This is a genomic window from Kiritimatiellales bacterium (assembly GCA_041656295.1).
Lineage (GTDB): Bacteria > Verrucomicrobiota > Kiritimatiellia > Kiritimatiellales > Tichowtungiaceae > Tichowtungia.
Window position 1 is genome coordinate 286,245 of the sequence record JBBADV010000001.1, and the last position, 14,830, is coordinate 301,074.

Sequence of the window (14,830 nt, forward strand, 5' to 3'; positions counted from 1 at the left end):
ATCCCGTCAAAAATCGATTCTCAATTTACTTTATTTTAACAATGAGGCAAGTCTGCGCGCGAACTTCGGTAATTCCGGATCGCGCGCGCCCATGGAGAGCACCGGCAGATTCATTGCACGTAACCGGTGTTCAAGCGCCGGGAAATCCGGTGCATATTCTGCCGGAATTCCGGCAGCGTTTAGCTGTTCGACAAAACCTTCTGAATCAATTTTCCGGCTCGCCGTTCCGCCGGCATAAAAGACGGGCATAATAAAGAGATGGCTCATTGCGCCGGCACGCCACGCATTGTGGAATGTTTCAATAAATCCGGCCAGTCCGTTGAACAGCGGTGCAAAGCCGTGCGGGCGCCAGCACACAGAAAACTCCGGCCAGATTTCTGATACCGCTTCAATCGCCGCTTCAATCTTAATTGGACTGTGTGCAAAATCGTCGATCACTTTATCACTCACGCGCTCCAGCCGCCGTTCAATACCTTGAAACGACCGCACGGCGGCCATACATTTCTGCAGATCGAACCCGAGCGCTTTGCACAGCGTCAGCGCATTGTTCACGTTTTCGATATTGTGCCGGCCGGGCATCGGCGAGGAGACAGCAAAGTGTTCCGGTGTTTTAATTACGACACCGGAAACCTGCGCTTCAAATTCAGCAAACAGCTTTTCCAGTTCCGGCAGCGGAAAATGATCCGGCGCGATATTGGTAATAATGGCATGGTGCGGATAAAATTTTAAAAACGATTTATCGCTCTCATCCGCTTCAATAATCCACGGTCCGTTTCCAAAGCGCACGTTGCCTAAAGTAGATGCGGCGCCCCCGCCGCATTTCTTTTTTTTATTACGCGGCGGGGGCGCCGCGTCTACTTTCCAGTTCAGTACCGGCGCGCCGCAATATACCGCCGGATCTTTCCCCAGACATTCAAAAATCCAGCCGAGCAGTCCGGTAACGGTTGATTTTCCGGCGGTGCCGGCCACCGCGATCAGTTCTTTGCCGCCGCACAGCTGCGCGAGCATGTCCGCGCGATGGTACACCGGCACACCTAGTGTGTGCGCGCGAATCAGATCAGGATTGTCCGCTTCAATCGCGGTGCTGTAAATGACGGCGGCGGTTTCCGGCGTGATACCGGAGCCGTCCTGCGGCACAATGCGAATGCCGGCGGCCTCCAGCACCGGGAATATTTCCGGATTTGCGGTGCGGTCGGAGCCTGAAACGGAATAACCGGCGCACGCCGCCAGTTGCGCTACGCCGTTCATGCCTGTTCCGCCGATGCCTGTAAAATGAAAATTCATGTGAACGTAAAAACTCAGCCGCTGAGGGACCGCACAGCGGTTGAACAGTCGGCTGGAGTGCTTTGTTCGACGAATCTTTCCATGAGTTCGAATGTAATACCATGTTCGAGAAAAACGGGGTGTTCTGGTGCCTGACCCGGAGCGGTTTGAAACCCAAGCGTTCTGAAGAACTCACCAGACGTATTGCGAGCGATGGTATGAATACGCCGGCAGTTCTTGATTTTAGCGATACGGTAAAGTTCCATGACAAGACTGCGACCGATGCCGTGCCCTTGGGCATGAGGAGCGACGGCCAGATGCCGAAGCTCAATTCCGCTACCGCCGGTCCATACAGCAACCAATCCTCCGACCCCTTGCCCATTTTCTTGAGCAAGTAGCTCAAATTCCTCACCCTCCAAGCTGAATGTGCGGCGTATATCGCGCGGCAGACTCAATGGCCGCCACAGAACTACCCAAAGAAGTTCATCCAGCCTTGCAGCAGCATCGGCTGTCGTCACGATCTCTACTGTCACCATGCTTTCCTCGTCAAACAATATTTATATCAAATTGAATCCAGGCTCAAATCGCCGTGGATACGGATCGTGCCGTTAGGTTCTTCGGCAACATGCAGTATTTTCCCGGGAAATGCGTCCGGCAGGCGCCGTTTCAGTTTTTTGACCACTTTATGCTTAATTTTTTCACGGACCTTTGCCGGCACTTTTTCGAGCGTTGCAATACGAATATCCACCACATAGCCGGGACCGTATTTTGAACCGAATCCGGCGGAAAATGCCGCGCCGACGTTAAACAGTCCATCGTCTTCCGGATTCGCTGTTTTGCCGCGCGGCGGCCGGGCCGGATGCAGTTCATACCGGCCGCCATACTCGTTTTCGAGTTCGGCATCGATCTGATCAAAAACCGTTTTCAGCCGCCGCTCCCAGGCGGAAACTTTCAGCCCGCGCATTATTTCGTTTTTACAGTAACGGCGGCGTACCAGGTGGTGTCGAGATGATCGCGCCCCGGCGACACGGCGTTGTTGTACTCGTTCCGCAGTCCGACGCGGAAGTTCCACTGCTCTGTGCCGGCCAACGGCATCGTGAGGGTGGAGTCCTGCGTCATCAAATAATCCTTCGCGTCTTCGACCGACGGCGTATAAGTCAGCTCGTTCTTAATTTCCCAGTGATTTTTGAAGCGGTAATAATGCGACACTCCGAAGTCGAGACCGACGCGGCCCTCATCATCCTGACCGCTTGTATAATAGCTTTCGTGGCGGTACGACAAACCGGTGCGTCCGGAGAGTTTATAATGATCTTCGTTCGCCCAGCGATATGCCAGACCGCCGGCGACGGTGACGCGCAGGCGGATATCTTCAAATTCATCGTTCTCGACTTCGGTACGCGCATACCAGCCGAGCGGATCAAAAAGATAAGAGGTGTATTGTGCGCCGCCGAGACGTTCGTCAGTATTTTTTCGGCGGTCGGTTTCTTTGCGGGAATACCGGCCGTAAAATTTCAATTCATCCTGCAGACCTTCCAGTACTGCTTCGCCGGACACCGAAAGGTTTTTCTCTTTCGTATTGCCTTCTTTACCGCCGGCGGATGCGGTTGCTTCGGCTTTCCATTTGCGCTGCAATGCATCAATCTCTTTCTGTTTCGCAACAATGCGCGGATCCTGGCCGCTCTGCGGCCAGAGTTCCTGCACCTGTTTCAGCTCCACCGTTGTATTCACATGTTCGCCGCTGATGCTGACCGCATCCGGCGCCGGCGCATCCACACCGCCGACAATCACCGAATCGTCCGTCAGCCGCACCGACGCCAGTTCATCCGTTTTAATTTTTTCAATCGTAGCGCGCGGCACCTTCAGCTCGCCAAACTGTTCGGTTTGGATAACGAGCTCATCGCTGTTAATCGCCGAAATTTTTCCCTGCAGCACAAAGCCGTCTGTCGTACGGACTTCATCAGCGATTCCGGCGGATAGAACCGCCGTACAGGCAACAAAAACAAACATATTTCTCATTCTGCTTCCCGTCCTTTCATCAAGCTTGTTTAACCAATATCGGAAATGCGCGAAAAAGAAACCCTAAAAATTACGGTAGAGTGTAAAAAGACCTCACAACCGGCTCACTGATGAACAGAATTTACACAGAACAGGGCAGGGCGCCGTGAATAAAAATTCTGCCGGTCCCGTTAATCCTGTTTAAAAAAGAACAAAATAAAAATGAGGCCGGATGCCTTGGTATTAATGCGGCGCTTACCGGGCGGAAGGAATTTTGTAAATGATAAAGTCAGCGGGATCGACGAGCGCACAACCTTTGCAGCCGGCACATTTTCCGGCGGCAATGCGTTCGACACGGCCTTTCCGCTCAAGCGTCTGCAGCATACCTTCGGCGGCAGAGATATCGATTTGAAAATGGAGTGCGATATCTTTGACGGTGGCAGAACCGCGCTCAGTAATAAACTGTAAAATTTTTGTTAACATGAGACAGACCGGAATCTATGCGATTTATTTTCTATTGCCTGATGCCTCGTGCCTTTTTCATCTCACTTTAATGCAGCGTGCGATGTCTTTGTCGATGATGTAACGCCCCTCACCGGCGTCGACGATCATGCTGGAGTCGGTTGCGCGGTTTTCAACAATGCGAACGCCGGCGCCGTTGCAGATCCCCATTTCAAACGTCTTTTTATCTTTGTTGGATATAACGGTGACAGCAGTGCCGGCAATGCAGCTGCACAACGGACGAAGTCCGCACTGTTCGCAGTGTTTCGGTTTGCATTTACGAAATCTAAATCTAAAACGACGATGCCGCATGGTTTCCTTTTAAAGTCGAGAGTCTTCAGGTCCGAATGTCAAAAGAAAGATAATTTCATTGTCCCGGCCTTTAAATTTTTAATTCTTTCTTTTTGCTTTTTTTCCATCCCGCCAGTTTCAGTACAGCGTAAAACAGTCCGGTGAAAACAGCAAGTCCGGCAATCCACATTGCAGAGGATGAAGGATGCTGTGCAAAGGTGGCGAACTGATAATAAAGCGTTGCAACGATCCATGCGAGGCCGGTGAGATAACCAAACGCAAAGAGCATCCACCGGAAACTTGTTTCGCGGTAGATGGCGGCGATGGCGGCGACACACGGCGCATAGATGAGAATGAAGAGCAGATATGCCACAGCTGCGGCTTTGCTGCCGAAGTAGCGCTGCAGCGCCGTCATCGTTTGTACGGATGTTGCAAGCTCTTCGGCGGCGGCTTCCGTATCTTCAAGATCAACGGCGGCAGAAATACCGAGCGGATCAGCAAAGACACCGGAAAAGTCTTGAAAGGCCGCCGGAACTGAGGCAAACGCTTCAACCAGTCCGCCCCAGAAATCGAACCGCTCTTCTTCTCCGCTCTTTTCTCCGGCATCTTCCGCCGCTTCAAGCTGTGAATAGAGTGCGTCGAGTGTTCCGACAACGGCTTCTTTGGCAAAAATTCCGGTGAAGAGCCCGACGGTGGCCGGCCAGTTATCGTCAGTGATTCCCATGGGATGAAATACCGGCGTGATGGTTTTGCCGATAGCACTGAGAATGGAATCTTCACTGTCATCGTTACCGAACGAGCCGTCAGTCCCCATGGTATTGAGAAAACTGAGGACGACAACCAACGGCAGAATAACTTTCCCGGCGCGGAAAATAAAACCCTTCAAGCGGTTCCAGGTGTGCAGTATGATGCCATTAAATGTCGGCAGATGATATGGCGGCAGCTCCATCACAAAGGTTGAAACCTCGCCTTTGAGAATCGTGGTGCGCAGCATCAGTCCGGTGAGTACGCTGAGCAGAATGCCGGTGAGATAGATGCTGAAGATTACGGTGCCGCCGGAATGCGGAAAGAACGCAGCGGCGAACAGAATGTACACCGGCAGCCGCGCACCGCAGGACATGAACGGATTCATAAGCACGGTCATGGTGCGGTCGCGTTCGTTTTCAAGTGTGCGCGCCGCCATAATTCCGGGTACGTTACAGCCAAAGCCGACAAGCATCGGCAGGAACGCCTTGCCCGGCAGCCCGATGGCGCGCAGCATGCGGTCCATCACAAATGCCGCACGCGCCATATAGCCGGAATCCTCCAGCACGGACAGGCAAAGAAAGATGAAAAAAATCGGCGGGACAAAGGTTGAAATCGTTTGAATTCCGCCGCCGATTCCTCCGGCAAGCAGCGTAATCAGCCAGTCCGGCGCATTCACTGCGCCGAGCAGCGTACCGAACCCTTCAACAAATACGGTTCCAAACAGGATGTCGAAAAAATCGATGAATGCACCGCCGACATTGGTGGTGATGATAAATACAAGATACATCACCGCCAGAAACAGCGGAATGCCGAGCACACGGTTCAGTACAATTTTATCAATTGCGTCGGACACGGTGCGGCGCAGCTGTAAAGTGCGCTTGACGACATCTTTGGCGAGACCGTTGATAAAGCCGTAACGGCCGTCGGCAATTGCCACGTCGACATCGTCACCCATGTGCACATTGATTTTTCCGGATGCGGTTTTTACATCGTGGGCAAATTTGCCGGCCGTAATCTCTTCAGCGAGCACATCACCTTCAAGCAGCTTGATGGCGAGCCAGCGCGAATCGACTTTCGCAGCGGCAGCATCGCCGGCGGCCTTCTTTTCGAGTTCGTCAATGAGCAGTTCCACCTGTTCGTCATAGTTGACTTTAGTCGGAGAAACGGCGTGGCTCTCTGCAATGTCCCGGATGGCGGCTTTCAGCTCATTCAGTCCGTTTTTGCGCGCCGCCACGGTGGGAATGACCGGACAGCCGAGGTGCTCTGCAAGGTGATCGACTTCGATGCCGATTTTCCGCTGTTTCGCAATATCCATCATATTGAGCGCAACGACGACCGGCACGCGCATTTCGAGAAGCTGCGTGGTGAGGTAGAGGTTGCGCTCAAGATTGGTGGCATCAAGAATGTTAACAACGACATCGGGCTTTTCTTTGAGAATGTATTCGCGCGACACTTTTTCGTCGGTCGAATAGGCGGAGAACGAATAAATTCCCGGCAGGTCAACGACGTTGATTTTTGTCTCGCCGTCTTTATAGCTTCCCTCGAGCCGCTCGACTGTAACACCCGGCCAGTTGCCGACGCGCTGATGCGAACCGGTCAGCGCATTAAACAGCGTTGTTTTGCCGCAGTTCGGGTTTCCAGCCAGAGCAATCGTGATTTCACTCATCATAACGCTTTCGTTTTAAATTTTTTCCACTTCCAGCGCATCGGCTTCTGCTTTACGCAGTGTAACACTGCAGCCGTGAATTGAGATCTCTGCCGGATCACCGAGCGGTGCGATGCGAATCAGCTTAAATTCGACGCCTTTCACAAGACCCATCTGGATGAGTTTCTGCCGGTAGAGTTTATCGGATGTGCTGTAGCCGGAAATTTTTCCGGTTTCGCCGGCTTTCATCTCTTTCAGTTTCATGAAACTCCTTTTTTACCTGAGAAAAAATTTTTATACCGCTACCGGAATAAAGATCCGGTTTCAATCAAATTGCTTAAAACTCGAGGGCGAGCTGACCGGTCACCACGTCTGCATCGCGTTCGCCGGCACCGAAATCTTCGCGCATGTATTCCACCGATGCCGTCAGCGTACAAATGTCATTCTCCGCCAGAATATAACTGCCGACAAAGCCGCAGCGGTTTTTCGCAAAAATATCGGCGATCCGGCGGCTCCTTTCATATTTCACAGCCGCGCCGATTCTATCCGTCACTTCAAGGCCGAGCTCAAGATTGAATGATTCCGGTTTGATTTTAGCTGCATCTGCTCCATCGTCAAACATCACAGCGTCCAGCGCTTTTACATATTCCGCAATCAATGTTGCACGGCCGTACGTTAACGTTGCCCATGCATTAAACCCGCCGGTGTCGTCGTCAAGATACACATTACCGCCGGCAGCGCGAAAGTCATCCACTTCATCATTCAGCGTATCAGCAGTAAACATATTGCGAATCAGTGCACTGCCGACCGCAAAGGCAAAATTATCACTCTCCATTGAATACGATGCCGCCAGCACCGCGTTTTCAATGTGGTCGCCGCCGTCCTCTGTATCCACATCGCTGTTGAATACGCTCACGCTCGCCATAAATCCGCCCTTTTTAAATCCCAGCAGCGCCGCCGTTTCGCGCGACTCCGCGAGCTCGAGCACAACCGGATCGGTAATGAAAAAAGTGTCAAAATTTCCGAACGGGACGTACATTTTTCCGGCCTGGAAATAGAGCGGAAATTTATCAGTGCTGCCGATCGTGATCATCGCCTGATCGACCTCCATCGGTTCTGTATCGTCCTCTTCATAAAGAAAGCCCAGATCACCGCGCAGCCAGTCGAGCAGCTGCCAGCCGGCCGACAGTTCCACTGTCGCCATTGTAATATCACTCTCTTTGTCGCCGCCTTTGCGTTCACGGCGATAACTGCCTTCTACTTCAAACAGCGCGCCGAACTCGAAATTTTCCGGCAGCGCCTCCACCGCCAATGCCAGAGCGTCATGCATTGAAGAAGATTTTTCCGCCGCCGCTTCGTCCCGGTGCTTATTATGCAGCAATGCTTTCAGCTCCTGCACTTCCGCCTGAAGTTGATCAAATTCCGCCTTGTTCACCGGCACATCCTGTGCCGCCGCCCCAAGTGTTATTGCAACGCCGATTCCCGCAACAGCCAATTGCATTCTATTCATAATACTCCTGTTTACTGCGGCATCAGCCGCAAGATTATAAGCAAACGGCATCTTACCGTTTGTAAAATTCGCAAAATAATTCAGGAGCCGTTGATATTCGTCAAGCGATATTAATATAAAATCTTAATAGAGATATGGGGAGCATCAGATACCGGCACGAGGCATCAGGGATGCAAAAAACCGCGGATGACACGGATATTTCTAACAGGAGAAAACAAAAATCACAAAAAATTGACCATTGAGAGTTGAGAATTGAATATTGAACATTGTTTTTCTTCGCTTTCTCTGCGCTTTTGCGTGAATAAATCCGTTTATATCTGTGTCATCCGCGGTTTCTTTTTCTCGTGCTTTTGTGCCGCTTCGCTGCCCGGCATTCGCCGCACCCTGCTTCGAATGTGTTTTTTGGGGTCATTAAAAATTCATGCTGATCAGTGTAAAAATCGAAGGCGGGATTTAATTAGACGGAATTTCCATGTAAAATTTAATTTCCCGGCGGGCATAATCCGATATTCCTTGTTCAAAGGTCGAAATTCCGTACTCTTTTACGCTTTCGGAGAGTTGCTATGAACGAGAAATATCCTTTTGCTGAAATTGAGCCGAAATGGCGGATGTACTGGGACGATCACGGACTGTTTAAAACCGACCTGTCTGACACCGCGAACAAATACTACTGCCTGATGATGTTTCCCTATCCCTCCGGCAGACTGCACGTCGGCCACGGTCGCAATTACATCATCGGCGATGCGGTTGTCCGTTACAAAAAAATGCGCGGTTTCAATGTGCTTTCCCCGATGGGCTGGGACGCATTCGGCCTGCCCGCCGAAAACGCCGCCATTAAAACCGGCACGCCGCCACGCGAAAGCACGATGGCGAACATTGCCGTGATGAAAGAACAGCTTGCCGCGTGGGGCTGCTGCTACGACTGGGAAAAAGAGATCGCATCATGCGAACCGGAGTATTACAGATGGACGCAATGGCTTTTTATCCAGATGTTCAAGCGCGGGCTGGCGTATAAAAAGAAAAGCTGCGTCAACTGGTGTCCGGACTGCGCAACCGTGCTGGCAAACGAGCAGGTAGTGGACGGCACGTGTGAGCGCTGTGATTCTGCGGTTGAACAGAAAGCGCTCGAACAGTGGTTTTTCAAAATCACCAACTACGCCCAGCGCCTGCTCGACGATCTGGATAAACTCGACGGCTGGCCGGAGCGCGTAAAAACGATGCAGCGCAACTGGATCGGCCGCTCCGAAGGCGCCGAAATTCAATTTGCGCTCGTGCCGCGCGACGACGGAAAAACCGACAGCATTCAATCCGTCGACTGCTTTACCACGCGCGTTGACACGATTTACGGCTGCACCTATATGGTCGTCGCGCCGGAATATCCGGCGCTCAAAGAGCTCATCGCCGGCCTGCCGCAGGAACACGATGTGCTGCAATTCATTTCTGATGCCGCGAAGCTGACCAACCTCGACCGCGAATCCGATATCCTCGAAAAGAAAGGACTTTTCACCGGACGTTATGTGATCAATCCGTTCACCGGCGAAAAGGTTCCGCTGTGGGTCGGCGACTATGTGCTGATGTACGGCACCGGCGCGGTGATGGCGGTGCCGGCGCATGACACGCGCGACTGGGCGTTCGCAAAAAAATATAATCTGCCGGTTAAGCTTTCCATTCAGAATGCCGCCGGTTCACTGAAGCTCGCCGAAATGGAAACCGCCTTTACCGAGGACGGCATCTGCTGCGATTCCGATGAATTCACCGGCATGAAAAACCGCGATGCCATCGGCGCGATGATTCAATTTGCCGAGCAGAAAAAATTCGGTAAAGGCAGCATTAACTTCCGCCTGCGCGACTGGCTGATTTCGCGTCAGCGCTACTGGGGCGCACCGATTCCCATTATCTATTGCGACCAGTGCGGCATGGTACCGGTGAACGAAAACGATCTGCCGGTGCTGCTGCCGACCGATGTCGAATTTAAACCGGCCGGCGAATCGCCGCTCAAAAGTTCTGAAAGTTTTATAAACGTCGCGTGTCCGCAGTGCGGCGGCGCGGCGCGGCGCGAATCCGACACCATGGACACATTCGTCGATTCAAGCTGGTATTTCCTGCGCTATCTCAACGCACATGATAACACAAAAGCCATCGACACCGACGCCTGCAATAACTGGCTGCCGGTCGATCAATATATCGGCGGAATTGAGCACGCCATTCTGCATCTGCTCTACGCGCGCTTCTTCACCAAAGTGGTACACGATCTCGGCCTGATTAATTTCGACGAGCCGTTCGCCAAACTGTTTACACAAGGCATGATCTGCAAAAAAAGCTCCGTCGACGGCAAGCTCTATAAAATGAGCAAATCTAAAGGCAACGTTGTCAGCCCGAACGAGCTCATTGAAAATTACGGCGCCGACACCGTCCGTCTCTACACCCTCTTCATCGGCCCGCCGGAAAAAGAAGCCGAATGGAACGACAGCGCCGTGGAGGGCGCCTACCGTTTTCTCTGCCGCATCTGGCGCCGCGTCTGGCAGAATCATGATCTGCTAACCGCATCGAAAAATCTCACGCCGGATATGTCAAAAATGGACGCGCCGGAGCGCGGCCTGTTCCGCAAAGTTCACGAGTCCATCAAAAAAATCACCGGCGATCTCGACGGCGCATTCCACTTCCACACCGCCATTTCATCGATCATGGAACTCATGAACGCCATCGATGAGTTGAACATCGACGCCGGCAGCTCTGAACAGGCCAAAGCGGTGTTCCGTGATGCCATCGAAAAAGTGGTCATCCTCATTTCACCGTTTGCACCGCACATCGCCGAAGAGCTGTGGAAGGAACTCGGCTATACCGGCGGCGTACTCAGCGCTGAATGGCCGGAATTCATTGAAGCCGCGCTGCACCGCGACTCCATACAAATGGCGCTGCAGGTCAACGGCAAAGTCCGCGGACAGCTCACCGTCCCGTCCGCCGCCACCAAAGAAGAAATCGAACAGCTCGCTGTCACCGACCCCGCCGTCCTCAAATGGACCGAAGGCAAAACCATCCGCAAAGTCATCGTCGTCTTCGGTCGACTGGTGAATGTCGCAGCAAATTAATAAGAGTACGATATGAAATGGATCAACGCTTTTTTCTTTGTATGTCTAATAAGCATATCCTCTGCCTGTATGAATGTTCCCATTGAAGGCGATTGTCCAAAAACTCCCGATTCGAAATATGGTAAAGAAGTTATTCATGGGTCTTTTTATGGCTTTATTTGGAACGATAACAGTCGTCAGGTCTGTAAGGCTGAAAATAGACTCGGGTTGGCAAAAGTAGAATATCGTACAAATTTTTTCTACTCACTGCTTAGCGTTGCTAGTCTAGGGCTTTATGCCCCATTCAACATTGATTATTGGGTTGAAGCACCCGATATGACTGAATACTAGGGGCATCTAATATGGCAACGCGAAATCTTGTACTCCTTTTCGACGGCACATGGAATAAAGCAACAGAGAACGGAGATGACAATCAAACCAATGTAGAAAAATTATATCATTTTCTGCCAAAAAATTACAAATACAACGTTCATTATGAAGAAGGCGTTGGAACTAAAAGTAATGAAAAAATTTTAGGCGGAACATTTGGTGCCGGTATAGATGAGCGTATTTCAGGTGCATACCGGTTTCTTCAACGACGCTATGCTGAAGATACTGACAATAAACTGTTTATTTTCGGGTTCAGCCGCGGTGCTTACACTGCCCGCACATTTGCTCAATTGCTTTATTATTGCGGGATGCCCCGAAAAGAACAAAATATGAAAAATGCATGGAAAAGTTATTATAAACAAGACAGTGAAGCAGCAAATAAGCTTAAAAAATCCGATAACTTTTTTGATGTTGAAATCGAAATGCTTGGAGTCTGGGATACAGTAAAATCAACTAAAGACCCAGACAGAAAAGATACCGTCCTCTATCCAAATGTAAAAGCTGCTTATCATGCGATAGCAATTGATGAAAAGCGTAAAAACTTCCCTATATTGCATTTTGATACGGATTCACGTGTCACGCAAACTTGGTTTTCTGGTGTTCATTCAGATATCGGCGGAGGGTATCCAGATGAAGAATCTCAACTTTCTAATATTACATTGAGTTGGATGATTGATGCTGCAAAAAAACATGGGCTAGAATTTATTGAAAATATAAATGACCGGCTAGCCCTTGATACAGATGGAACCAGTAAAATGCATGATTCATACTGTGGAAATTGGAGAGTGTTGGGCAAACACATCCGACAAATTAATCCAAACGATCATGTCCATTCGTCAGTAAGAACTCGTATTTTGAATAATGCCAGTTATCGCCCGCTAAATTTACCAGACAATCCATTATACATATAAAGGGCTTTATATGGACGAAAACGAAACTATTGAAAAATTGTGTGATTTTTTAATCAAGCAAGGCTGGAAAATAAAAAGTAAAGTTCTTGCTGGTGAACGCGGCATCGATGTTGAAGCCATTGACCCAAACAATAAACTTTTTCTTATCGAAGCAAAAGGAAGCACATCTTCTAAAAAAGGAAGTTCTCGTTTCGGAAAACCTTATAAAAAAACACAAGTATTTGATGTTGCATCAAAAGGGCTAATGCTATGTTTTCATCACTTAATGAAAAAATCTAGTTGCGACATCGGTTTTGTCTATCCTGCAAATAAACATTTTAGCTTTTATATCGATCCTCTTGTTCCAATGTTAACATCAATAGGTTTAACTCTCTTCTGCGTACACGCAAATGGACATGTTGAAATTTATACAAAAAATTGTAACTAAAAATTTGTTCAATTTCGTTAATTTTTTATGGTTACAATGCTTATTGCTTGGGATACTGTTCCGGTAGTGAAAAATTCATCGTCCAGTTTAGCGCCATTTGAAAAGCAGATTTTAAATTTACGTAAAAAAGGAGTTTCGTTTCGTAAAATTGCGGAAATTTTAAATGAAAAACATGGTTTGAATATTACGCATAATGCTGTGGTGGTGTTTTTAAAATCGCGCGAAAAACAAAATCAGCAATCTGGTTTGTTTTTCAAAAATTTTCCGGCGGATATTCGCGAAGCCTTGTTAAAACAGTTTACGGCGCTGTGGACGTATGACTCCACTGCAATTGAGGGCAATACGCTGACGCTCGGCGAAACAATTAAAGTGCTGGAACTCGGACTGACAATCAGCGGCAAACCGCTCAAAGATCACGAAGAGGTTTACGGCCACGCCAAAGCGGTTGAACTGATTTATGACCTGATTCAAAAAGACAAAATCACCGCTGAGGATTTATTTAATTTGCACCGGTGCGTAATGCAGAAAAGCGCGATTGATTCTCTGCGGCCTGTTGGCGACTGGAAACGTGATTATAACGGAACGACCGGTGTGAAAAAAGATAAGCCGGTTTATATGGAATATGCGAGTCCGTCTGATACGCAGAAACTGATGGCACGCTGGATCAAAGAATTCAACCGCAAGCTGAATTCAGCAACATCGTCGGTAAAAGCCATTAATGTTTATGCCTGGACGCATTTGAGTTTTGTGCGCATTTATCCGTTTTTTGACGGCAATGGACGCATCGCGCGTTTAATTGCAAACCTGCCGCTGTTGAAATGCGGATTCCCGCCACTGATGATTTCTCTAAAACGCCGCGTTGAATATATTGATCTGTTATGGAATTACGAAAGCGCCGTCGGTATCATAAAACGCAATGACCCGCTTCTTCCGCAACATCCAGCCATCACAGCATTCAAAACATTGCTGCGCGAAGAATGGCGTGAATCGCTGCGTTTAGTTGAAAAAGCAAAAAAACAAGCTGCATCACGATAATGTAGGCCGACTGGCCTCAGTCGGCGCGCCGCGTGAGGGCACGCGGCCTACAGTTTTTCATCCGTTTATATCCGCGGTTAAAAATCTTAGCGGTCTTTGCGGCCTTCCTGTTAGAGATTCTTAAACAAGAAGATCGCAAAGCGCGCGAAGAAGAGAACCACGAAGGGCACGGATTCATTACCCACGAATGACGCGAATTTTCACGAATGCGCAGAAACAGGATTCGTGTTTATTCGTGATATTAGAGCATATCACGATTGAGAAGCCGTAATATGACACGATGAAAACCATCCGGCAGCATCCTGCGGTGTGACCTGTGCGAATGCCCGGCTGATTGCGGCGGATAATTCATCCTGTGTCCGGGCGCCCAGACGTCGCAGTAGGGTTTTGATTCTGCTCCACATCTTTTCAATCGGAGTGAAGTCCGGGCTGCAGGGCGGCAGGAACTTTATCGTTGCCCCGCACGCTTCAATCAAACGAAGAGCTTCCGGATCATAATGGGTTCTGAGGTGATCCATCACAATGATATCGCCGGGCTGCACAGTGTGGGTGCCAATACCGCACGGATATACTCACGGAACACGGCGCCGTCTGATGGACCCTCCACCTCCATCGCTGCCGTCTGTCCGTTCAACCGGATCGACGAGATCATCGTGGTGGTACACCCGTGTCCATGCGGCGCGTGTGCCAACAGCCGCAGACCATGACGGGCACGTCCGTGTAACCGGGTCATATTAGTTTTAGCGCCGGACTCGTCGATGAACACCAGACGGCCGGGATCAAGGTGCGGGAGTTCTGCGAGCCATTGTTCACGTAACCGCTCCACGTCTTCCCGTTTTTGTTCGGCAGCATGCAGCGTTTTTTTATACCGGTATCCGGGCCGGCTTAATGCGCGCTGAACCGCCATGATGGAGCAGTCCAGATCTTTAATCTCTGTCAACGTCGCATCGGGGTGACGCTGAACCAGCCGGTCGAGTGCATCCAATGAGCTGCCGTGGAATACCGCCCGGCGGTGGCCTCGAGGCAGAGGCGCTGTACGGCCGGTTT

The 14,830-nt window shown here is 50.2% G+C and carries 16 protein-coding genes; 5 read left to right on the forward strand and 11 right to left on the reverse strand.

What is annotated here, in order from left to right; translation table 11 throughout:
- Positions 1-30 precede the first annotated feature (30 nt).
- The 9 genes from WC959_01220 to WC959_01260 form a co-directional block, all read right to left on the reverse strand.
- On the reverse strand, positions 31-1,284 hold the full coding sequence (locus tag WC959_01220; protein MFA5687764.1) for a Mur ligase domain-containing protein: 1,254 nt from the start codon (positions 1,282-1,284) through the stop codon (positions 31-33).
- 14 nt (positions 1,285-1,298) lie between these two features.
- Positions 1,299-1,799 (reverse strand): GNAT family N-acetyltransferase, encoded by a 501-nt coding sequence (locus WC959_01225; protein MFA5687765.1) that lies wholly within the window; start codon positions 1,797-1,799, stop codon positions 1,299-1,301.
- A gap of 26 nt (positions 1,800-1,825) precedes the next feature.
- Positions 1,826-2,227 (reverse strand): hypothetical protein, encoded by a 402-nt coding sequence (locus WC959_01230; protein ID MFA5687766.1) that lies wholly within the window; start codon positions 2,225-2,227, stop codon positions 1,826-1,828.
- A complete protein-coding gene (locus tag WC959_01235; protein ID MFA5687767.1) occupies positions 2,227-3,279 on the reverse strand; it encodes a DUF481 domain-containing protein in 1,053 nt (350 codons plus the stop codon). Before WC959_01235 ends, WC959_01230 begins: the two co-directional genes overlap by 1 nt.
- A gap of 234 nt (positions 3,280-3,513) precedes the next feature.
- Positions 3,514-3,741 carry a FeoC-like transcriptional regulator gene (locus WC959_01240; protein ID MFA5687768.1) on the reverse strand — a complete coding sequence of 76 codons (228 nt, stop codon included), beginning with the start codon at positions 3,739-3,741 and terminating at the stop codon, positions 3,514-3,516.
- 57 nt (positions 3,742-3,798) lie between these two features.
- Positions 3,799-4,071: a FeoA domain-containing protein gene (locus tag WC959_01245; protein ID MFA5687769.1), complete on the reverse strand. Its 273-nt coding sequence runs from the start codon at positions 4,069-4,071 to the stop codon at positions 3,799-3,801.
- 70 nt (positions 4,072-4,141) lie between these two features.
- Entirely contained in the window at positions 4,142-6,466 is a 2,325-nt protein-coding gene (feoB, locus tag WC959_01250; protein ID MFA5687770.1) for a Fe(2+) transporter permease subunit FeoB, read from the reverse strand.
- A gap of 12 nt (positions 6,467-6,478) precedes the next feature.
- Positions 6,479-6,706, reverse strand: coding sequence for a FeoA family protein (locus WC959_01255; protein ID MFA5687771.1), 228 nt, complete (start codon positions 6,704-6,706; stop codon positions 6,479-6,481).
- A gap of 73 nt (positions 6,707-6,779) precedes the next feature.
- On the reverse strand, positions 6,780-7,952 hold the full coding sequence (locus tag WC959_01260) for an LbtU family siderophore porin (protein MFA5687772.1): 1,173 nt from the start codon (positions 7,950-7,952) through the stop codon (positions 6,780-6,782).
- Between the two features lie 563 nt (positions 7,953-8,515).
- Here WC959_01260 and leuS point away from each other — a divergent pair.
- The 5 genes from leuS to WC959_01285 all read left to right on the forward strand — a co-directional run bounded on the left by leuS (position 8,516) and on the right by WC959_01285 (position 13,783).
- On the forward strand, positions 8,516-11,041 hold the full coding sequence (gene leuS, locus WC959_01265) for a leucine--tRNA ligase (protein MFA5687773.1): 2,526 nt from the start codon (positions 8,516-8,518) through the stop codon (positions 11,039-11,041).
- A gap of 69 nt (positions 11,042-11,110) precedes the next feature.
- A complete protein-coding gene (locus WC959_01270) occupies positions 11,111-11,371 on the forward strand; it encodes a hypothetical protein (protein MFA5687774.1) in 261 nt (86 codons plus the stop codon).
- 11 nt (positions 11,372-11,382) lie between these two features.
- Positions 11,383-12,321: a DUF2235 domain-containing protein gene (locus WC959_01275; protein ID MFA5687775.1), complete on the forward strand. Its 939-nt coding sequence runs from the start codon at positions 11,383-11,385 to the stop codon at positions 12,319-12,321.
- 10 nt (positions 12,322-12,331) lie between these two features.
- Complete coding sequence (locus tag WC959_01280; GenBank protein ID MFA5687776.1) at positions 12,332-12,748, forward strand: hypothetical protein; 417 nt, start codon at positions 12,332-12,334, stop codon at positions 12,746-12,748.
- A gap of 36 nt (positions 12,749-12,784) precedes the next feature.
- Positions 12,785-13,783 carry a Fic family protein gene (locus tag WC959_01285; protein ID MFA5687777.1) on the forward strand — a complete coding sequence of 333 codons (999 nt, stop codon included), beginning with the start codon at positions 12,785-12,787 and terminating at the stop codon, positions 13,781-13,783.
- A 251-nt stretch (positions 13,784-14,034) separates the two neighbouring features.
- On the opposite strand, the gene WC959_01290 is transcribed toward WC959_01285, so the two are convergent.
- Positions 14,035-14,301, reverse strand: a complete 267-nt coding sequence (locus WC959_01290; GenBank protein ID MFA5687778.1) for a transposase — start codon at positions 14,299-14,301, stop codon at positions 14,035-14,037.
- Positions 14,301-14,830, reverse strand: a 530-nt coding sequence (locus WC959_01295) for a transposase (GenBank protein ID MFA5687779.1), incomplete at its 5' end; no start/stop codon positions are given. The genes WC959_01295 and WC959_01290, both read right to left, overlap by 1 nt.

What these genes read in the sequence shown, in the direction of transcription:
- WC959_01235 (MFA5687767.1), bottom strand. Translation starts at nt 3,279, where the DNA reads ATGAGAAATATGTTTGTTTTTGTTGCCTGTACGGCGGTTCTATCCGCC.
- WC959_01245 (MFA5687769.1), bottom strand. Translation starts at nt 4,071, where the DNA reads ATGCGGCATCGTCGTTTTAGATTTAGATTTCGTAAATGCAAACCGAAA.
- WC959_01260 (MFA5687772.1), bottom strand. Translation starts at nt 7,952, where the DNA reads ATGAATAGAATGCAATTGGCTGTTGCGGGAATCGGCGTTGCAATAACA.
- feoB (MFA5687770.1), bottom strand. Translation starts at nt 6,466, where the DNA reads ATGATGAGTGAAATCACGATTGCTCTGGCTGGAAACCCGAACTGCGGC.
- WC959_01280 (MFA5687776.1), top strand. Translation starts at nt 12,332, where the DNA reads ATGGACGAAAACGAAACTATTGAAAAATTGTGTGATTTTTTAATCAAG.
- WC959_01240 (MFA5687768.1), bottom strand. Translation starts at nt 3,741, where the DNA reads ATGTTAACAAAAATTTTACAGTTTATTACTGAGCGCGGTTCTGCCACC.
- WC959_01220 (MFA5687764.1), bottom strand. Translation starts at nt 1,284, where the DNA reads ATGAATTTTCATTTTACAGGCATCGGCGGAACAGGCATGAACGGCGTA.
- WC959_01275 (MFA5687775.1), top strand. Translation starts at nt 11,383, where the DNA reads ATGGCAACGCGAAATCTTGTACTCCTTTTCGACGGCACATGGAATAAA.
- WC959_01255 (MFA5687771.1), bottom strand. Translation starts at nt 6,706, where the DNA reads ATGAAACTGAAAGAGATGAAAGCCGGCGAAACCGGAAAAATTTCCGGC.
- WC959_01290 (MFA5687778.1), bottom strand. Translation starts at nt 14,301, where the DNA reads ATGGATCACCTCAGAACCCATTATGATCCGGAAGCTCTTCGTTTGATT.
- WC959_01285 (MFA5687777.1), top strand. Translation starts at nt 12,785, where the DNA reads ATGCTTATTGCTTGGGATACTGTTCCGGTAGTGAAAAATTCATCGTCC.
- WC959_01270 (MFA5687774.1), top strand. Translation starts at nt 11,111, where the DNA reads ATGAATGTTCCCATTGAAGGCGATTGTCCAAAAACTCCCGATTCGAAA.
- WC959_01230 (MFA5687766.1), bottom strand. Translation starts at nt 2,227, where the DNA reads ATGCGCGGGCTGAAAGTTTCCGCCTGGGAGCGGCGGCTGAAAACGGTT.
- WC959_01225 (MFA5687765.1), bottom strand. Translation starts at nt 1,799, where the DNA reads ATGGTGACAGTAGAGATCGTGACGACAGCCGATGCTGCTGCAAGGCTG.
- leuS (MFA5687773.1), top strand. Translation starts at nt 8,516, where the DNA reads ATGAACGAGAAATATCCTTTTGCTGAAATTGAGCCGAAATGGCGGATG.